Origin of the sequence: Arenibacter amylolyticus, assembly GCF_002150785.1 — a bacterium.
GTDB lineage: Bacteria > Bacteroidota > Bacteroidia > Flavobacteriales > Flavobacteriaceae > Arenibacter > Arenibacter amylolyticus.
Genome location: NZ_MTAZ01000029.1, coordinates 1 through 18,148, shown reverse-complemented (window position 1 = coordinate 18,148; position 18,148 = coordinate 1). Strand labels below are relative to the sequence as shown.

Annotated in this window: 16 protein-coding genes; 5 read left to right on the top strand and 11 right to left on the bottom strand. The window is 42.1% G+C overall.

All coding sequences use genetic code 11. The features are described from left to right. Positions 1-10: 10 nt before the first annotated feature. The 7 genes from BV214_RS11370 to BV214_RS11340 form a co-directional block, all read right to left on the bottom strand. Positions 11-706 carry an urease accessory protein UreF gene (locus BV214_RS11370; protein ID WP_086477630.1) on the bottom strand — a complete coding sequence of 232 codons (696 nt, stop codon included), beginning with the start codon at positions 704-706 and terminating at the stop codon, positions 11-13. 3 nt (positions 707-709) lie between these two features. Further along, entirely contained in the window at positions 710-1,213 is a 504-nt protein-coding gene (gene ureE / locus BV214_RS11365) for an urease accessory protein UreE (protein WP_086477629.1), read from the bottom strand. A 146-nt stretch (positions 1,214-1,359) separates the two neighbouring features. Beyond that, complete coding sequence (gene ureC, locus BV214_RS11360) at positions 1,360-3,081, bottom strand: urease subunit alpha (RefSeq protein WP_086477628.1); 1,722 nt, start codon at positions 3,079-3,081, stop codon at positions 1,360-1,362. Further along, the gene (locus tag BV214_RS11355; protein ID WP_086477627.1) at positions 3,078-3,452 is read right to left on the bottom strand and encodes an urease subunit beta; all 375 of its coding nucleotides are present in this window, start codon (positions 3,450-3,452) and stop codon (positions 3,078-3,080) included. Before BV214_RS11355 ends, ureC begins: the two co-directional genes overlap by 4 nt. 16 nt (positions 3,453-3,468) lie before the next feature. Continuing rightward, complete coding sequence (gene ureA / locus BV214_RS11350; RefSeq protein WP_086477626.1) at positions 3,469-3,771, bottom strand: urease subunit gamma; 303 nt, start codon at positions 3,769-3,771, stop codon at positions 3,469-3,471. Positions 3,772-4,343: 572 nt separating this feature from the next. Continuing rightward, positions 4,344-5,195: a ChaN family lipoprotein gene (locus BV214_RS11345; protein WP_086477625.1), complete on the bottom strand. Its 852-nt coding sequence runs from the start codon at positions 5,193-5,195 to the stop codon at positions 4,344-4,346. Positions 5,196-5,350: 155 nt separating this feature from the next. Further along, a complete protein-coding gene (locus BV214_RS11340) occupies positions 5,351-6,715 on the bottom strand; it encodes a mercuric reductase (protein ID WP_086477624.1) in 1,365 nt (454 codons plus the stop codon). Between the two features lie 380 nt (positions 6,716-7,095). On the opposite strand from BV214_RS11340, the gene BV214_RS11335 reads away from it, so the two are divergent. Further along, positions 7,096-7,686 carry a hypothetical protein gene (locus BV214_RS11335; RefSeq protein ID WP_086477623.1) on the top strand — a complete coding sequence of 197 codons (591 nt, stop codon included), beginning with the start codon at positions 7,096-7,098 and terminating at the stop codon, positions 7,684-7,686. Positions 7,687-7,728: 42 nt separating this feature from the next. Here BV214_RS11335 and BV214_RS11330 read toward each other — a convergent pair whose 3' ends face one another. Next, positions 7,729-8,823 carry a PepSY-associated TM helix domain-containing protein gene (locus BV214_RS11330; RefSeq protein ID WP_086477622.1) on the bottom strand — a complete coding sequence of 365 codons (1,095 nt, stop codon included), beginning with the start codon at positions 8,821-8,823 and terminating at the stop codon, positions 7,729-7,731. Between the two features lie 60 nt (positions 8,824-8,883). Beyond that, positions 8,884-11,268: a TonB-dependent receptor gene (locus tag BV214_RS11325; RefSeq protein ID WP_086477621.1), complete on the bottom strand. Its 2,385-nt coding sequence runs from the start codon at positions 11,266-11,268 to the stop codon at positions 8,884-8,886. A gap of 270 nt (positions 11,269-11,538) precedes the next feature. Here BV214_RS11325 and BV214_RS11320 point away from each other — a divergent pair, with 270 nt between their 5' ends. After that, complete coding sequence (locus BV214_RS11320) at positions 11,539-12,816, top strand: hypothetical protein (protein WP_086477659.1); 1,278 nt, start codon at positions 11,539-11,541, stop codon at positions 12,814-12,816. A 637-nt stretch (positions 12,817-13,453) separates the two neighbouring features. Here BV214_RS11320 and BV214_RS11315 read toward each other — a convergent pair. Beyond that, the gene (locus BV214_RS11315; RefSeq protein WP_086477620.1) at positions 13,454-13,897 is read right to left on the bottom strand and encodes a lipocalin family protein; all 444 of its coding nucleotides are present in this window, start codon (positions 13,895-13,897) and stop codon (positions 13,454-13,456) included. A 106-nt stretch (positions 13,898-14,003) separates the two neighbouring features. After that, positions 14,004-14,549, bottom strand: coding sequence for a hypothetical protein (locus BV214_RS11310; protein ID WP_086477619.1), 546 nt, complete (start codon positions 14,547-14,549; stop codon positions 14,004-14,006). Between the two features lie 369 nt (positions 14,550-14,918). Between BV214_RS11310 and BV214_RS11305 the strand changes: the two genes are divergently transcribed. From BV214_RS11305 to BV214_RS11295, 3 genes are all read left to right on the top strand, one after another. Continuing rightward, a complete protein-coding gene (locus BV214_RS11305; RefSeq protein ID WP_086477618.1) occupies positions 14,919-15,356 on the top strand; it encodes a hypothetical protein in 438 nt (145 codons plus the stop codon). A gap of 155 nt (positions 15,357-15,511) precedes the next feature. Beyond that, on the top strand, positions 15,512-15,934 hold the full coding sequence (locus tag BV214_RS11300) for an MBL fold metallo-hydrolase (protein ID WP_086477617.1): 423 nt from the start codon (positions 15,512-15,514) through the stop codon (positions 15,932-15,934). 83 nt (positions 15,935-16,017) lie between these two features. Next, the gene (locus BV214_RS11295; protein ID WP_245806784.1) at positions 16,018-18,144 is read left to right on the top strand and encodes a carbohydrate binding family 9 domain-containing protein; all 2,127 of its coding nucleotides are present in this window, start codon (positions 16,018-16,020) and stop codon (positions 18,142-18,144) included. The last annotated feature ends 4 nt before the right edge of the window (positions 18,145-18,148 follow it).

The following is an 18,148-nucleotide window of genomic DNA, read 5'->3' as shown; positions in this document are numbered from 1 at the left end:
AAATTATTTTTTAAGACATATATAATCGAGAGTAGAGGTGTTCGTGCTGCATACAGCGGATATCGAAGGCCGGATTGCAGAGTCCGCGTAACTCCTCATCAATGGTTAGGGTTTCATGGGCCACCTTATCGATAAAATCGTGGAGTTTGTACAAAATCTCCTGCCCATCCATCTGTCCCAAGGGAACCATTTTAACGCTATTGGTTACCATATTCACAGCGGCATTGTAATAGAAGGCACTCAGTACATCCACTATTTCTGCCCCCATTAGGGCGGTAATCATACCAAAGGCAACAGGAAAATGGCCTGGGGTTTCCTTTTCTTTTACCTGTTGGTAATAGCTGTGTAATAATTCATGATCCTGTAAGCGTACATATATTTTTAGAAGTCGCACCCCCAACTTTAGACTTCCGTCGCGGACTTCCATCGGGGCCCTTAGGGCGTGGCACTCATTATCTAAGTCCAATAAACTTGATAGCTCGTTTTTTTGGGCCGCGTAATAAGCGTCTCTAACGAATATGCCGTCGTTGTATTTATAATTATAGTTCAGCATATTCCGTACAAATTCGGCGGTGGTATCCACATCCTTCACTATGTTTTGCTGTATATAGGTTTCCAATCCGTTAGAGTGGGAGTAACCGCCTATGGGGAGCGTAGGGTCTGAGATGTGGAGCAGCTCCAAAAGTAAATTGTTGGTCTTGCTCATAGTTTAAGTTTTTGTAGTTAGGTCTAAAATCCTGGAAAAAAGGGAGGGATTATTGCTGCCATGGGAATGGTCTATATTGGCTTTCAGCATATTTACCAATTTGCAATGCTTCTTTTCTACCTGATAGCCAGTAGCAATCAACAGACGTTCTAGCGGCTTTTCATAAGCTACCAGCACTTTATCGTCCTGAATAAAAAGCGGGAGGTGTTTGTTTCCGATTTCGTAACATACGGTACCCATTTCCAATAGGTTGCGGGGTGTAACCTCCAAACTTTCACAAGGGAGTACTTCTACGATTACGATACTGTCCTCATCTTCAAAAACAATATCGCCCTCTTGTAGGCGTTGTCCTTCCCGTAAAAATTTTATGGCTACCTCTTTTCCGTTTTTAGAGCGTTTTCGCATAATGCGTTTAGGCATTTCAAACCATTCCAAATAGAGTCGGTCCACCTCCTTGGCTCCGTAATCATACGTTTTTACGTTTCCTATTATTTCTTTACATACCATATATTAAACCAGTTTAAGTTTATGGAACTGGCACGGGGGCCTTAGGTATTTTTAAAGGGTAAAACCATGCGGTTCCAAGAAGCTTTAGATGCTTTAATCACCCCTAAGGACGACTTAGGGGAGACTGCATTTTTGATCACAAGCTGTTAGAACAGGAAATAGCGTTGGGCTAAGGGTACAATATCGATTGGATCGCAGGTAAGCACCTTGCCATCTACCTTTACCTCATAGGTTTCCGGATTTACTTCTATAACAGGCGTTTTATCATTATGGATTAAATCCTTTTTGGAAACGCTTCGGCAATTGGTTACTGCGTACAACGTCTTTTTAAGTCCAAATTTCTCCTTGATATTATTGTTCATTGCCGCTTTGGAAACAAAGGTGGCGCAGGTTTTATGGACTGCACTACCTAAACTACCGTACATAGAACGCATTAATATAGGTTGTGGGGTAGGGATGGATCCGTTGGGATCCCCCATTTTACTAGCTATGATCATTCCTCCTTTGATAATCATTTCTGGCTTGGCACCAAAGAGTGCCGGTTTCCACAATACCATATCGGCCATTTTATTAGGCTCTATGGATCCCACATGTTGGGAGATACCGTGCGCAATAGCCGGATTTATGGAATATTTTGCCACATAGCGTTTTGCACGGAAATTATCGGCCTTTATTTTCTTGTCTTCTTTTAAAAAGCCTTGTTGAATTTTGTTTTTGTGGGCGGTTTGCCAAGTACGGGTAATGGTTTCCCCAACGCGACCCATGGCCTGGGAATCCGAACTCATAATACTGAAAACTCCCATGTCGTGAAGAAGGTCTTCTGCAGCAATGGTTTCTGGGCGTATCCTAGAATCGGCAAAAGACACATCCTCAGGAATGTTTTTACTTAAATGGTGACAGACCATTAACATATCCAAATGTTCGTCTATGGTATTCTTGGTAAACGGACGGGTGGGATTGGTAGATGCCGGTAACACATTGGGATACATGGCTGCTTTAATAATATCGGGGGCATGGCCACCACCGGCTCCTTCCGTGTGAAAGGTGTGGATGGTTCTCCCATTAATAGCATCCATGGTGTCTTCTAAAAATCCGGCTTCGTTAAGGGTATCGGCATGCAGCGCTATCTGAATATCATATTTATCGGCAACCCTTAGGGAAGCATCTATAACTGCTGGGGTAGCGCCCCAATCCTCATGCACCTTCAGGCCAAGAACTCCGGCTTCTACCTGCTCTTCCAAGGGAGCCAGTAAGGAACAGTTCCCCTTTCCAAAGAACCCTAAGTTCATGGGCAGGTTGTCCGTAGCTTGGAGCATCCTTTTAATATTCCATGCACCAGGAGTTACTGTGGTGGCATTACTTCCGTCTGCAGGGCCCGTACCACCTCCAATCATAGTGGTAACACCACTATATAGAGCGTGTTCTATTTGCTGGGGGGAAATATAGTGTATGTGGGTGTCAATAGCTCCAGGGGTAACTATGGTGTTTTCACCGCTATGTACCTCCGTAGAAGCGCCAATGATCATATGGGGGTTTACGTTTTCCATGGTATCCGGATTCCCGGCTTTGCCTACCCCCACAATTTTCCCGTCTTTTATTCCTATATCCCCTTTAACAATACCCCAGTGGTCCAATACAATGGCATTTAAAATTACCAGGTCTAGCACCCCACTGTCACGAGTAGCAGTACTGGATTGGGCCATTCCGTCCCGCACCGTTTTTCCACCGCCAAACTTGTTCTCCTCCCCGTAAAAGGCGTAGTCTTTTTCAATTTCAATGAAAAGTTCCGTATCCCCTAATCTAATTTTATCGCCAACGGTGGGACCGTACATATTGGCATACTTTACTCGATCTATCTTAAAGCTCATGATTTTTTATTTTTAAATGCTTCCTGTTCTATACTAATCATTGATCTTCTTAAATTCTGAGGATTCATGGTATCACCATTGGTGAGGTTGTTAAGGCCAAAAGAATTTCGCTTGCCCCCTAAACTGATTAATTCTACTTCTGTAGACTCGCCTGGTTCAAAGCGAACCGCCGTACCGGAAGGGATATTTAATCGGTACCCATAGGCCTTCTTCCTGTCGAACTCCATTTCTCGGTTAACCTCAAAAAAATGATAGTGAGACCCTATCTGTACCGGTCTATCTCCTTTGTTTACCACTTTAATTTTAAATACATCCCGGAAAGGATTACATTCAATATCTTCCTTTAATAATATATATTCTCCTGGTATCATAGTATGTGGCTTTAAGTTAGCGAATTGGATTATGGACGGTTACCAGTTTGGTTCCGTCCGGAAAGGTGGCCTCTATTTGCACATCGTGGATCATTTCTGGGATACCCTCCATTACATCGTCGCGTGTTAAATACGTAGCGCCTTCCTGCATAAGTTCGGCAACGGTTTTACCGTCCCGTGCAGCTTCTTGTAATCGATGGCTGATTAGTGCAATAGATTCTGGGTAGTTTAATTTAAGGCCTCTGGCCTTTCGTTTTTCGGCAAGTTCTCCCGTCATAAAGATGAGGAGTTTCTCGGTTTCCCTAGCTGTTAAATGCATAATTGCTGTATTTAAAGGTTAAAATCTAATCTCTTGTATAAGGATGGACAACAAAAGTCATTTTCTTCTTAGGCATTCAAAATATGGGGAGTTTTTGCAATGGGCCTATTTCATAAATGTCATTTTAAACGACGTAGGTTGTCGGTTATTTAATTTTCGTGTTAAAAATATACGATAAATCCATTAAATGACGTTTATAGGTGATGGATTTTTTTCGATATTTTCGTAGAAATATGTGATATAACTGTGTTTTTTTGAGGTGTGATGGGAGTAGCTACTTAGCTAATAGCGTTATTTACTATTCCCGAGCCTTCCTAAATAGGGAAGTTTCTTTAGATTGTCTAGAATTGTCCTCTAGAGAGAGCCATTTCAGCTAGAAATGTGGCCCTTAGAAAGTAACTCTAAAGATTTTATTTGGTGGTTGCAACAATAGTATGGAACATACCTCCACGGTACTTCTAAATAAAAAGAGGCATAAATAGTAGGCACCTGCTTCCTTAAGGAGCTATAGGGTTGCTGTAAGGAAATTTTCCAGGAAATCTTTGGGGGTAAATAAGATGATGTAGCTAGTCTTAATACGTAGTGGTCATATCACTATCTACACAGATAATAAAATCTGCCTTATTTCTATTTTCGGGAAGTAGTTTATGGATGTTTTCTTGGGACACCGTACTTATGGTGAGGTAGTTAAGGGGGGGAGTGTTTTGTTTTAAGTACCATAGAATTCCCTCGTGGAAGTCCGAGTGGTAGGCCCCGTTAAAATGTAAAAATAGATTTTCCTTTTTATAATTGTTTAGGATAAAATACGCCATAGTAGCATCTTTTATGGCTTGTGCCATAACCAGTTTTGGACTCCCATGGTCTCCCATCATAGAAAGGATATTTTTATAGGTAGGCAATTCACTATCAAAGGGAATGGGAAGGGGAGCTATCCATGTTTTCTCCTCAGCAGTTAAGGAGTCTAGTACGGAAAATCCGTTCCTGTAGACCATACTGGCAAATCTTCTGGGGATATTGGTGGCTATAAACGGCAACTGGTTTGCCTTTGCAAAATCTACCAAAGGGGCGTAATCGGTTTTGTAGTTGGGCCAGAGTCGTGCTAAAGAATCCAACCCCTTTTGGGTAATTTCTCCCTTTAAATATTGGTTTAGGGGTATTTGGTTATCCGCTTCAAACATTTCGGCACCCAGGATAAGGGGGCGCTGCGTGTGTAGCTTTTGGGTTACCTTTAACTGTAACCAATGGGCAATGGGATTGTTGTGCAATTCGCCAAAAAGTACAATATCTGCCTTGGCTAATTTTCGCATCATTTTACTATAGGAAACCTTCTTGCCGTTGGAGTTGTATAGGTTATAAGATTTTAATTGCCCCGTTGCAGGACTGCATAAAAGAAGAAAGAACAAAACGAGTATAATTCTAGGCATAGGGTTCTTGTTTACATGGGGTAAGGTCGGTACTATTCAAATATGGGAAATTTTGGGATATAAGGGACTTTTTGGTGGAGAATTTTATCGTTTGCCTAGGAATTTTGTAGTGTCATAAAACGCTTTTAACTTAATAGATGTCTTTAGAAAACAACTTATAGCTCGGAGGAGGTTTCTAGCATGGTAGGAAGCAATTCGCTAATGGTTGGGTGAATGTGGATGGCATCCCGGACGGTCTTATAAGTAGCCCCTGCGTACATTTGATCAATGATGGTGTGGATATACTCATCGGCACCAACACCTAAGAAGGTAGCCCCTAGAATACTATCGGTGTCTACTTCATGGAAGATCTTCAACTTCCCTTTGGTTTCTCCCATTTCCTTGGCCCTAGCAATTTTACTCATAGGAATTTCGGATACCCTAGCCATCAACCCCTTTTTTTTAATATCGGCTTGGTTGAGTCCAACCCTAGCTAGTGGCGGGTCTATAAAAGCGGCATAGCAGGTAAATCTATCGGAAAGAAAACGTTTTTGCGATAAAAATAATTGGGAGTTCACAATCTGATAGTCGTTATAGGCTGTATGGGTAAAGGCACCCTCTCCATTGCAATCGCCCATAGCCCATATATGACTCACCGAGGTTTGTAAAGTATCTTCCACTTTAATATATCCCTGGCGGGATCGTTTAATATCCGTGTTTTCCAACCCCAGGTCATCCGTATTGGGAATACGTCCAGTGGCCAAAAGTAAATGGCTGGCCTTCAGGGTTTCGGTCTTGTTATTGCAGCGATAACTAATCTCTAGTAGGTCTTGGTGTAGCTTGGCGCCAATACAATTAGATTTCAGCTGTACCGCAAGCCCACTATCCTCCATAATTTCAGTGATTAGGTCACAGATATCCCCATCCTCCTTTTTCAATAATTTATCCCCTCTTTCCAATAGGGTTACCTTGCTACCAAACCGACGAAACATCTGGCCAAACTCCAGTCCAATATAGCCTCCGCCCACAATCACGAGGTGTTCCGGAATTTTTTCCAAGTCCAGAATACTTTCATTGGTAAGGTAGGGTACCTCTTTAAATCCATCGGGGATACGGGGTCTTGCGCCCACGTTAATGAAAATTTTTGGGGCAGCATACTCCTTGCCGTTCACCGCTACGGTATGGTTGTCTACAAAGGTGGCCTTCCCATGGATTAGGGTGATAGATTTATTTTTGGTCAGCATTTCTTCCAAACCCTTGCGCGATTCTAGGACTAAGGCATCTTTGCGCTGTTTAATTTTTTTTAGGTCGATAACTACCTCGCCCTTAATAGCGACGCCAAGGGTGCTGCTATTGCCTGCCATATAGGCTCGTCTGGCCGATGCCACATAAGCTTTGGTGGGCGTACAGCCTACATTGATGCAGGTGCCGCCCAGATGATTCTTTTCAATAATAGCTACCTTTTGGCCTTGATTGGCCAAACTTTGGGCTAGGGGAGCTCCCGCTTGTCCAGTTCCGATTATAATTGCATCAAAATCCATAGGTACTCGTATTAATTACTATTTATTCGTGGACATTACTGTCCAAATAGTATCCATTGTATCTATCTTATTCTTCCTTAGCTTCGCTAAGTGGCTATATGTACATACGCTCATAGCTATTCCTTTGACGGAATTTAGTACTGTTCGTAAATGGGTGGGGTGTCTTTTTAGTGAGCGCTATTATATTTGCGCTGTGCAATACACTGGGGAGGAGTATAATTGGTGCAACAGCAGTGTTCTGCCTTAAAGTTAATCATTTATTTATAAGTGAACTCCCCAACAACGGTAAGGTTCGGATTTAGGGGGTTAATGGGTAGAAAAAAGAGCATATGAATAAATTGCCTTAAATTTAGCATCGAATTAAAATCAGGAAAATAGCTATGCGATCCTTAATAGTGCTTCTTTGTTGTATAATAAATAGCAACCTTTATTCTCAGGAAGATAGACGGGAATGGTCCCCTAACCATCAATTAAAAATTGAAGATTTCAAGGGAACCGATACCGCTATTGATCCCTCTGTTACAAGCGTGATGGTACAGTCTGGCGTAGTCTTGGAGTTTGCTTTCGAAATGTCCCAGATCCAATTTGTGTTCACAAAGAATTTCAACGACAAGGTAAGTTGTGCGTTTCTACCGGATACTGCTGTAATTAAGGCCAAAGACAGTGTGCAGGCAGAAAGATTATTGGCCTTGGCGGCTTTTGATTTTGATCTGTCGGAATTGTATGCCCGTAAGATAAGAGAGGAGCTTTTCCGCAATAAAAAGGCTTTTTCCAATACAGGTTTCTTTCAGCCTTTTTTCGACAAAATGGTAGCGGAGCGTAATAAAATTAGTGCTAGGGTTTATACGGCGACCAACTTTGGGGAAAAGGTAGATTTGTTGGCAGAGGAACATGCGGCCGTAAAAAAGGAAATAGATACCTATGCCCATTTCTGCAAGGAGTGCAAACCTCCTAGAAATAGGGGCAATTAATGCTTAAATAGAGCTTTTAGTAGGTTATTATCTTTCTAAGGGTTACTTAGGGGAGGATACATTAGGGGCCGACTTTTTAGTTCGATTCTTATTTTTAAACCAATACATTCTAATTCCGGTAATGTAAAGGATAAGGGGAACCAATCCAGAAATAAAGACTAGTATCCTCCCAGCTAATCCCGCTATTTCCCCGGTATGTATCGGATAAAATTGCAGGGCAATCTTATCGCTGGAGGGGGCCAATTCATAAGAGGTTTCGCTGATGACTTGGTTCGCTTCCGTTATTTTTAATTCCTTGCTTTTTCTTAAGCCTGGACTAATAAATCGATCCTGAATATATCTAAAGTGATAACTATCCGTGCCGTCCTTCGGAAAGTAAATAGCACGTAGGGCATAAGTTGTGTCCGGTATTCGTAACAGCTGGGTAAAGGTGTACCGACTTTCTATTTGCTGGTTCTGTGCTTTCTTAGTACCGTCCAGAAGGCTCAAAACCGATTTATAATAAGTAGGATAGGTAAAGTAGGCCCCGGATAAGGCAATTAGTATAAGTGGAATAAGGAAATAGACCCCCAATACCTTATGGAGGTCATAGTTTAGTCTCTTTTTCTTCCCCTTCCATTTTATTTGGAATCCTTTTTTTAATCTGCTCTTATAGGCTTTCCACCAAATAAACATACCGCTACCAAGGATAATCACCAAAAAGATAATAGTACTGCCGCCCATGATGTACTTGCCAATTATGGGGATGGCAAGGGTACGGTGAACGTTTAAGAGTTGCTCGAAATAATGTATGGAGGCCGATTTTGTTCCTAGAAAGCTTGTGGTTTTTGGATGATAATAACGGGTGGTTCCATTATTAAACAGTAAAGATATGGTCTGCTGCTCTCGGTAGGGTAAATTTACGCGCACTAGGCTATCCTTGTGTACTTTTATCAGTTGGGATGCCGTTTGCATCAATGTTTCTTCAGGGAGACTATCTACCTGTCTTACTGTTAACAACCTTGGATTGAGTGCAGCAGTTATTTCTGGTTGCCACACGTATAGCGCCCCGGTAAGTCCAGAAAAGGATGCCAAGAGTCCGCAGCTGATGCCCAACCAAAGGTGGATTTTTCTTATTGTTTTATTAAGATGGTTCAAACTATCTAGTTAGTATTAAAATACCCCCTAGCTTCATCATGAAACTAGGGGGAGGTATATTTAAAAATTATACTGTACGCTCAGTTTGGCATGCGTGCCTTCCCCAGCTCCGGTAAAAGTAGTTAAGGGGGAGGCCCACTGCGATCTTGCTGGTAGGTAGTATTCGTTCAATAAATTATTGATACCAAGGGAAACGGTGGTATTGGACTGTAGTTGATAGGCCATGGAAAAGTTTACCAAGGTGTAGCCGTTTACGGGAAATTGGGTATGCCTATAGGCCAATTGGTCATTGGCATCCAAGAACGGATCAAATCGCTTTCTATCGCCCAAATTGGTCATTCTAACAGAGGTGTTCAGTTTTTCTGAGGGCTTCCAGGTAATGTAGGCGGTCCATTTAGGGGCAGAAATAACATCACCCCCTAAAAAAGAAAGGGTATGTGGATCGTCTACCGCATGCTTTACCCCCTCTACATAGGAGTAGGAGGTTCCAAGCTGCCATTGGTTGTTATAACTCTGGAAATCGATAGAAACTTCCCCTCCATAAATTTGTTGTGGTTGTTTGGAAGGAACAAAGGTGTTTATCTCATCTACAAAAACCACCCCCGTTCCTAGGTTGGAGGTGCTATAGTACCCCACGGCTTCCAATTGTACTTGGGGGAATTTGGACATAAATCCAAATTCATAATTATTGGTTACCGCGGGCTCTAATTGAATATCGTTTATATTACTGGCCACCGCAGAGCGTAATACGGAACCAAGATCTGCAATGGAAAAACCTTGGGAATAACCAATATAAGGAATAAAAGTCTCGTGTGCTATGTAGCGCAACCCGAGGTTAAAGGCTAAGTTATTAAATGCCAGCTTTCCACCTTCCACGGATACGGACGGATTATAGTTGCCGTCCCCTTTGGGCGAATAGGGTAGGGTATTGTAATCTGCGATATCCATATGCATCTCATCATAACGGAGTCCGCCTTTAAACACCCATTGGTTATTAAGTTTAACGGTGGTCTGTGCGTAGGGTGCCCAGTTGGTCAATGCGATATTGGGTACCCATAACCTACCATCTAACAACCCTTGATTGGTTTTGTCCTTTAAAAAATCCAATCCGTAGGTTAATGACACATCCATGTGGGAGTAGGAACCGAATTTTGAATTAAAATTGGGACGTATTCCATATTTTTCCGCATTGATAACAGACTGTCCCCCATTTTCAAATTTGTCCGAATAGAAAAAGATGTTTTCCGTGTTTTGGTAATAGAGATCGGTATTAAAGTTGGTGGTCCCCTGAAAAATATTGTGGAGGCTATAGGTCAACTGACTATTTATTAGGGTAGATCCCGTAGGTTCCTCACCTGGGATACTGCCTTTTACCCCATAACCTGCCGTAATATGGTAATCACCAGCTTCATTAAATACCTGTACGGTTGCCGGTACTGGGATAAAGGGGGTATCGTGAATGGATTTATAGATATTAGCGCCCAAAGAAAGTTGCTGGTTTTCGCTCAACAGGTATTCCAATTTTCCAAAAGCACTGTAGATGTCGGTATTATCAAATCCGTAGGTAGGGAGGAGGGGTAGGCCTTTGGCATCGTATTTAGTTCCGGTCTGCTCCATACTTCCGCTGATATAATACCTGAATTTGTTCAGATTTCCCTTTAGGGACTGGTAAACACCCCATCCCAAAGCATCCTTGGTCTTTGCTAGATTGCTGGTACCCCATAGCTGGGTAGTTGCTTCCAACTTTTTGTTGGACACCGGTTTTTTGGTGATGTAATTGATGAATCCTCCGTTACCCCCATTTCCAAAAATAGAAGTAGCCCCTTTAATTACCTCTACACGTTGTATATCTTGGGGGTTTACAGATTTTATCCCCAACTGTCCATTCCTAAGGGGCGTAGATTGTGGGATACCGTCTACCATAACTAAGAGTGACCTACCCCGTAGGGTCTGGCCCCAGTTGGAGAAAGTACCGGTTGAAACCGCTAATCCGGGTACGGTAAACTCCAGGATGTCGCTTATATTGGTAGTAATCTGCGATAATTCTTCCAGTTTCGCCTCACCTACCACAGTGACCGAAGCCGGAATCTGAGTGAGGTATTGAGAATGCCTACTGGCGGAGACCACCACTTCATCCAAATTACTGATGTCTTCTTCCAAGGTGGTATTTAGTTGCAGTGGGGCAGTTGTGGTAACTGTAATTTTCACCATGCTGCTTTTATATCCCAGCATGCGAAATCTGAGGTTGTATGTTCCTGGCGGAATTTCTGCTAAGGTGTACTCCCCATTAAAATCGGTCATAGTGCCCTGTTGCAGTTCTGGAATGTAAACGGTGGCACCTGCGATGGGTTGTTGTAATTGATCTGATACCTTTCCCTGGATCAATGCTTGTGAAAACGCGGAAAGGGACATCAACATGGAGGTGGCAAATAGTATGAATTTCATTTATTCTTATTTAGATTAATTAAAAATAAAGGCAAATATAGGGTCGGGCTTCCATCCTTACAAACTATTTTTTTGTTTTTTTTAAGAGGGTTGAAATCCGTGTACTAGGCTAATAATCGTAGTTGGTACTACAACAAGGGATGAATACCATGGAGGTGGGAAGCATTTTTATAAGTTTGTTTTTGGGTTAATTTTATTGTTGATGCAAGGCGATAAAACTTGATTGGTTTTCGTAATTTGTTGAAAAACTAATAGGGTAATACTATGAAAATGAAGAAAATACTACTGTTTTTTGCCCTGATCGTTTTGGTTTTTATAGGGCTTGTTTACCTGTCGGTATCCAGCACCAAAAAAGCATTTTCTACCTGTGAGATTCTCAGTCCAACAAATTTGGATTCTATAGATTTTAGGAAGCACGATTCCGTATTGGTGGCGGCTAGTTTGCTCTATGAGGGGAACCAGTTAAAGAAAATAATACAAGGAGATCAATATCGTGAGGCATGGGCCACTCCGGTAAAGGTTCCCATTGTATTCTTAGATACCCTGCACGGGGGCTTAAAGGTGGTAGCGCAGGGGGGAGGTAAGCAAACCCACTCCTTAGAGTTGGAATCTGGGACAGGCACGGTGTATAGTTTACGAAGTGTTACCAAAAATCCAGAACCCTTAATCCCAGATTTTGTAAAGACGCTAGGGCTAGAGAATATTGTTGTAGACGGAATCTCGGCGCAACACCCTTATGCCGCCTTGGTAGTGGCACCACTATCAGAAGCGGTTCACATATTAAATACCAGGCCAAAGTTGTACTTCCTTCCCAAGCAAGATGCTTTGGGAACGTATAACGATACGTATGGAAACCGACTCTTTTTAATGGAGTATGAAACGGATGGGAATGCCCAGTGGAGGGGAATAGAGAATGCCACCCAGGTAATGGATACCGAAGATTTACAGGAATTAAAGTTAGAAGAAGGGGAGCGACTATCCATTGATGAAAATGCGTTGGTACGTGCTAGGTTGTTCGATCTGTTGATAGGGGATTGGGACAGGCATGCCAAGCAATGGGGGTGGGTGGTACAAAGAAACGGGGAGGTAAAAAAGGCCATACCCATGGCCTGCGATAGGGATAATGCTTTTTTTAAGGTAGAGGGATTAGTGCCTTCTATCCTTTCCAATAAAAATCTGTTGCCCGGTCTTCAAAATTTTGAGAGTGATATAGATTACCTTCCAGGATTGGTGATGGATTTTGATCGCTATTTTCTATATAAAACGGAATCGAGGATTTTTGAGGAAGAAGCAAGGTATCTTCAAAAAAACTTGACGAACGCTGTAATTGCGGAGGCCTTTAAAGTATGGCCAAAGGAAGTTTATGATTTAAATGGGGAAGAACTTATAGGCATCATCCAGGAACGACGCGATAACCTTGTTGAATACGCAAAACGGTTCAAGGAGGTTTTGGATGAAAAGGGGGTGCTTACAGAGAAACTAAAAGGCTCTAGGGATTTGGAATTGCCAGAAGGATTGATGGCTTGTTTTGAATGTGGGGAGGAATAAAACCGGAAGGGTATAAAAAAACAAAGGGAACAAAAACAATATAAACCGTTCCTAGTTCCCTTTGCGCTCATATTTTCCCCTTGTCAGCATTATCTGATAAGTTCAACGGGTATTTTCTCAGCCTTCATGTCCTATGAAAGCACCCCGAAATATGATTATATAAATATACAATAAAAAAATCACTTATCGGTAAAAATCAGTAAAAAAATTATAGAAATTTTAAGGGCTATGTGTTTCTAGTTAGTTGAGGCTGATTAGGTTATGGGGTGCTTTCGAGATCGAACAGCCTGTTTTACGGAAAATGGGATTTCTATATTGTATTTTGATAATGTTCGTCCATGGAGTCATACTATATCTGCCGATTTTTCGTTATGAATTCTAATTGTAGTTTTTTTACAACTAAATCAATAAATTAGAGTACAGTCATCGATATTAGTGGTGACTAATAAACCAACAATAGTATGCCCGTATTAAAACAAATAAAATGTTACCGTTGTAAAGCCAAAAGTTGGCAGGGGGATGTAATTTATGGCGAGCCTAAAATAAATAATCCTACGGACCAGCAGAAAGCGTGCTACCACCAATGGGAAGATAGGTCCTATTGGAAAGACCTATTCGCTATGCTTCGGTAGCTAACCTATTCCTGCATTTTCTTATAACTAACATACATCCTCCGTTCAGAATAAGGATTTAGCTGTAACCCTACCTTCATAATAGTGTCTTCTATGCTAAGGATGTGCCAATTAATACTGCGATCCCCACTACTTAGTGTCAAGGTATCCTCATCCTCAATGCTCCATTCAAAAACGCGTTCCTTGGTTTCGCAATCACTGGTGTAGGTTACTTCCGTAACTGTATGGTCCTCATTAAATTCGCTGTGATCCAATCCGCACTCTTTGTTGGAATGGCTATGTGGTACCACCCATCCATTGCCATCTTCTCCCATTATAGTTCCCTGTACTTCCCACTTCCCCAGAAGAAGGTCTTTTAAGGGGATGTTTTCCTTGTACTGGGCGATAGTTAATCCATTTGCGAAGATAAGACAGCCCATTACAAGGGACCATTTAATAGTTGTTTTCATGAAGTATTTGTTTAAATAATTAGTGGTATTAATGCTTTGTTAAAGGCTGGTTGCCAGTCTGTTGGGGTCTTTTTAGGCGTAGGTCTAAATTAGACAGATATACTATTTAAGGTGCAGCGGAAGTTATTTTTCCACTGACCTCCACCGTTTCTTCGGTTCCATTAGCTTTAAATGTTCCTTGGAACTCCAAGGTATAAGAGGCTCCTACACCCTTTTCTCCAGCAAAGGAAATATTGTGCTCCTGGTAGTTCTTCAAGGTCATTTTGGGACTCCCAACCGGAGTGTATTTTTGCTGGCTATTCCATTCCCCAAATACTAATCCTGGTCCATCACCCTCTAAAATGGGCCGGTTGTTTTCATTCAATTTTAAACCGATACCCACTTGAAATTTCCCTGCATCCATTAAGGTTCCCGCCAATACCTTGCTGTTTACCTCCTCGCTATAGCTTACCATAGAAAATGGCCAGAAAATTCCGGCCTGTGATTTTGGAACCTGCCCAGAGTAGGTTTGGCCACCATGGATGGTAATGTGGTAGGTATGTTCATTTTCTTCCGAAGAAGCTTTGGATTTGTTGGATTTACCCTGGGAACACGCCATAAAAAAATACAGGGCCAATAGATATGCCGTAGAATGTAAAAGTGATTTTCCCATACACTATCTTATTAGTATCAGTTATAACTTATAGTTAATGGAAGGCTATTATTTTCCATCGCTCAAGGTGCCTTCCCTCAGTTTGGTACAAGAATAGAACATGTCTTTTTCGCTGGCAATAGCGACTGAGAATTTGTGGAGTTTCGCTGAGGATTATAGCTGTATCAATTAGTTTTCTTCTAGTTAAGTGAATTTTGTGAAGCGTTTAAAAGGGTTCATCTTAAATTATAAGTATCAATAGGGTATACGGGGTATTCAGAAATTATATTTACTACACCGCCTACCTAAAATCGTACAAAAATTGCGTAACTTTCTACAGGTTTAGATCGCATAGTTGGCCTAATACACATGACCCCAAATTAGATTGAGATGAATTACTTTAAGCTGAAAATTGTAATTGTAACCCTTGTCGGAGGCTTAACATTTAGTTGTTCCGATAATGACGATACCACAAAAACTGCAAATTGTGATCTTACTGCTTTGATTAGTGCCGACCAGTATGCAAACGCCCCTTCCCATACTGTCACTATCAATACGTTGGAAATAGACAACCATTGTTTAAAGATCAACTATAGTTCCAGTGGTTGCAGCGGAGATAGTTGGGAAGTAAAACTAATCGATTCCGGCGAAATTATGGAATCGAATCCCCCACAAAGAACTATTAGGCTGTCTTTGAAAAATGAGGAGCTTTGCGAGGCGTATATAACCAAAGAAATAAGGTTTAACATTAGGAACCTACAAGTGGAAGGGAACCGAGTGGTATTGAATATTACCAATGCTGACCAGCAACTGCTTTACGAGTATTAGAATCGGTAATTAATTCCATATTCCAAACCTTTTCTTTGCCCCTGGAAGCGGCAATGTCGCATCGCTTAGGCACTGTGCACTTGGGTGTTTTTTTATTGAAGTCTTATACAATTACATCGCCTAGTTATTTCAGATAACCCATCAATGGGGTTCCCATGTTTAATCCACTAAGATTACCACTGCTACTATTACTATTGATTTTTGCTTCGCAAAAATATTCCATAATTCTGAGGGAGCCAACCGAGGTAATTCCTTTTCCAATACCGGAATTAAAACTTGCCTATATTGGGAATATGGGGGTTCTTTTGGAGCATAAGGATCAAACGGTTCTGATAGACGGATTCCATAAAAAGTACAAACCAGCCTATGCGCATCCCTCCGATACCGTGATAGCCTCCCTGCTTAAAGGGAACTACCCAGGATTTACCGATATTGAGCTTAGCATCATTCCCCATGACCATAAAGACCATTATAACCCTGAGTTGCGTGTAGCGTTTTTTTTATCTTTAATAATTCAGGCCCAACTGAACAGAACAATTGCGAAGAATTGGGACTTAGGAAATTTAAACGCAGGATGAACATTGAACTCCTGCCGATAGGAGGCGGGCGCTAATGAATCAAACCGACCCTTGGTTTTTTATAATAGAAATAATACAATCAAATGCAAAACAAAATACTAGACTTTACATCGCATCACAATAAATTTCGGATTCGGATTATGGTACTCTCCTTCCTGTACTTTCTTCCTTTGTTGATAGTTGGCCAAGACAGTGATCCAGATAATGAGGTGAAGGAAATTAGGGCCTATTCCAAGAAGGGGAAGGAGCTGCTAATGGACGGGGTGGTGGATGAAGAATTTTGGTTGTCCATTCCGGCCAATACTGATTTCCGAATGCAAGAACCTATAGAAGGTGGTGTGCCAACCGAACAAACGGAGGTAAGAATCACCTTTGATAGTCAACACCTTTATATCGCAGTAGTTTGTTATGATAGTGATCCGTCCGGGATAAAAGCCTTTCAAAAGAAACGGGATGCCTCCCTAGAGACCGATGACCGATTTAGATTGATTTTAGACACCTTTATGGACAAGCGTAGCGCCTACTTCTTTGAGATTAATCCCCTTGGATTACGTGGGGATGGACTCATTTCTTCTGGCCAGGGTCAGACCCTCAACCAAGATTGGGACGGGATTTGGAAAGCATGGACGTATAGGGGCGATTTTGGATGGTCCGCTGAAATTAGGATTCCCTTTCGCAGTATCAATTTTGACACTAAGAAAGATAGTTGGGGAATTAACTTCCAACGGACCATACGGCGTAAAAATGAAGAACTATTGTGGACAGGGCACCGCCGGAATCAGGGGTTGTTACGCCCACAGAATGCCGGTATCCTTACGGGCCTTGTAGATCCTTCCCAGGGAGTAGGTTTAGAGGTAATCCCCTACGCCATTGCCCAGTCTAGCAAGGAGTATGAGGTGGAGAACCAGGAGTTCGTTAGCACTACCACGGCCGACCTCGGATTTGATATTAATTACAATATTACCTCTCAATTGAAAGCCTCTATTACCTATAATACGGATTTTGCACAGGCTGAGGTAGACAATCGGCAGATAAACCTCACTCGATTCCCCTTGCGTTTTCCCGAAAAGAGGGATTTTTTTCTGGAGGGATCCTCCATTCTACAATTTGCACCTTCTAGTAATGTGAACCCCTATTTTAGTCGGAGAATCGGGCTGGTGAATGGGATGCGGATTCCTATTAGCTATGGAGGCCGACTCCTAGGAAATGTGGGGAAGAATAACATAGCCCTTTTACATGTGCGAACTGGAAAACAAGGGGAGCTGAATCCAGAGAATTTTACCGTGGCGAGGTATAGGCGCAATTTTTGGAAGGAGAGTTCCATAGGGGTATTGTATACCCATAGAAGCACGGAAGATGATCTGTTGTTCGATATCCCCGTGCAAGATAGAAAGACCTTGGGTGCCGATCTCAACCTAAGTACCTCCGAACTTTTTGGTAGTAAAACCCTCCAATTCTCTGCCTTTTATGTGGGGCATAATGCCAGTTCTCCCTTGGATAGTATTACTAGCGCGTCTGACCGATCTGTGCGTGGATTCCGTTTTAATTTCCCCAACCAACCCTGGTCGGCCTGGGTATCCTATAGGGAGTTTGGAGAGGCCTATGATCCCGCCGTAGGATTTAACCAGCGTAACGGTTTTAGAAGGGTGCAACCAGCGGTTTATTACGCACCACTGTTCAATAGAAGCAAGCTAATACGGGAAATCGAATGGGGAATCTACTACCTATACCTCACCTCCCTGGAAAATAAACTCCTCACCGAAAATCTGAGATTTAATTTAGGCGCTATTCGGTTTGAATCCGACGACAGGATAGCATTCGAAATTTCCAGGAGCTTCGAATTTCTAGAGGACGATTTTGATATACTGAACGACGGGTCCGTACTAATTCCCGCAGAGGAATATGTGAATTGGAGGTACGAGGTGGAGGCCTCCACGGCCTCGTATCGGAAGGTGTCTGGCTCCTTTGAGTACGAAGCCGGGGAATTTTGGACAGGACATATTTCTAGTTATAGTTTGGGTGTGACCGTACGACCAAGCCCAGGAATTAACTTAAGTAGTGGATATACCCATACCGAGGTCACTGCCAATCCCGTCGGATTTAAAACCAATCTATTCCGGATGGACCTCGGGTTGGACTTTACCCCAGATATTTCCTTATCGTCCAATATTCAGTTCGATTTCTATGACAATTCCAAACGATTTTTATAATAAG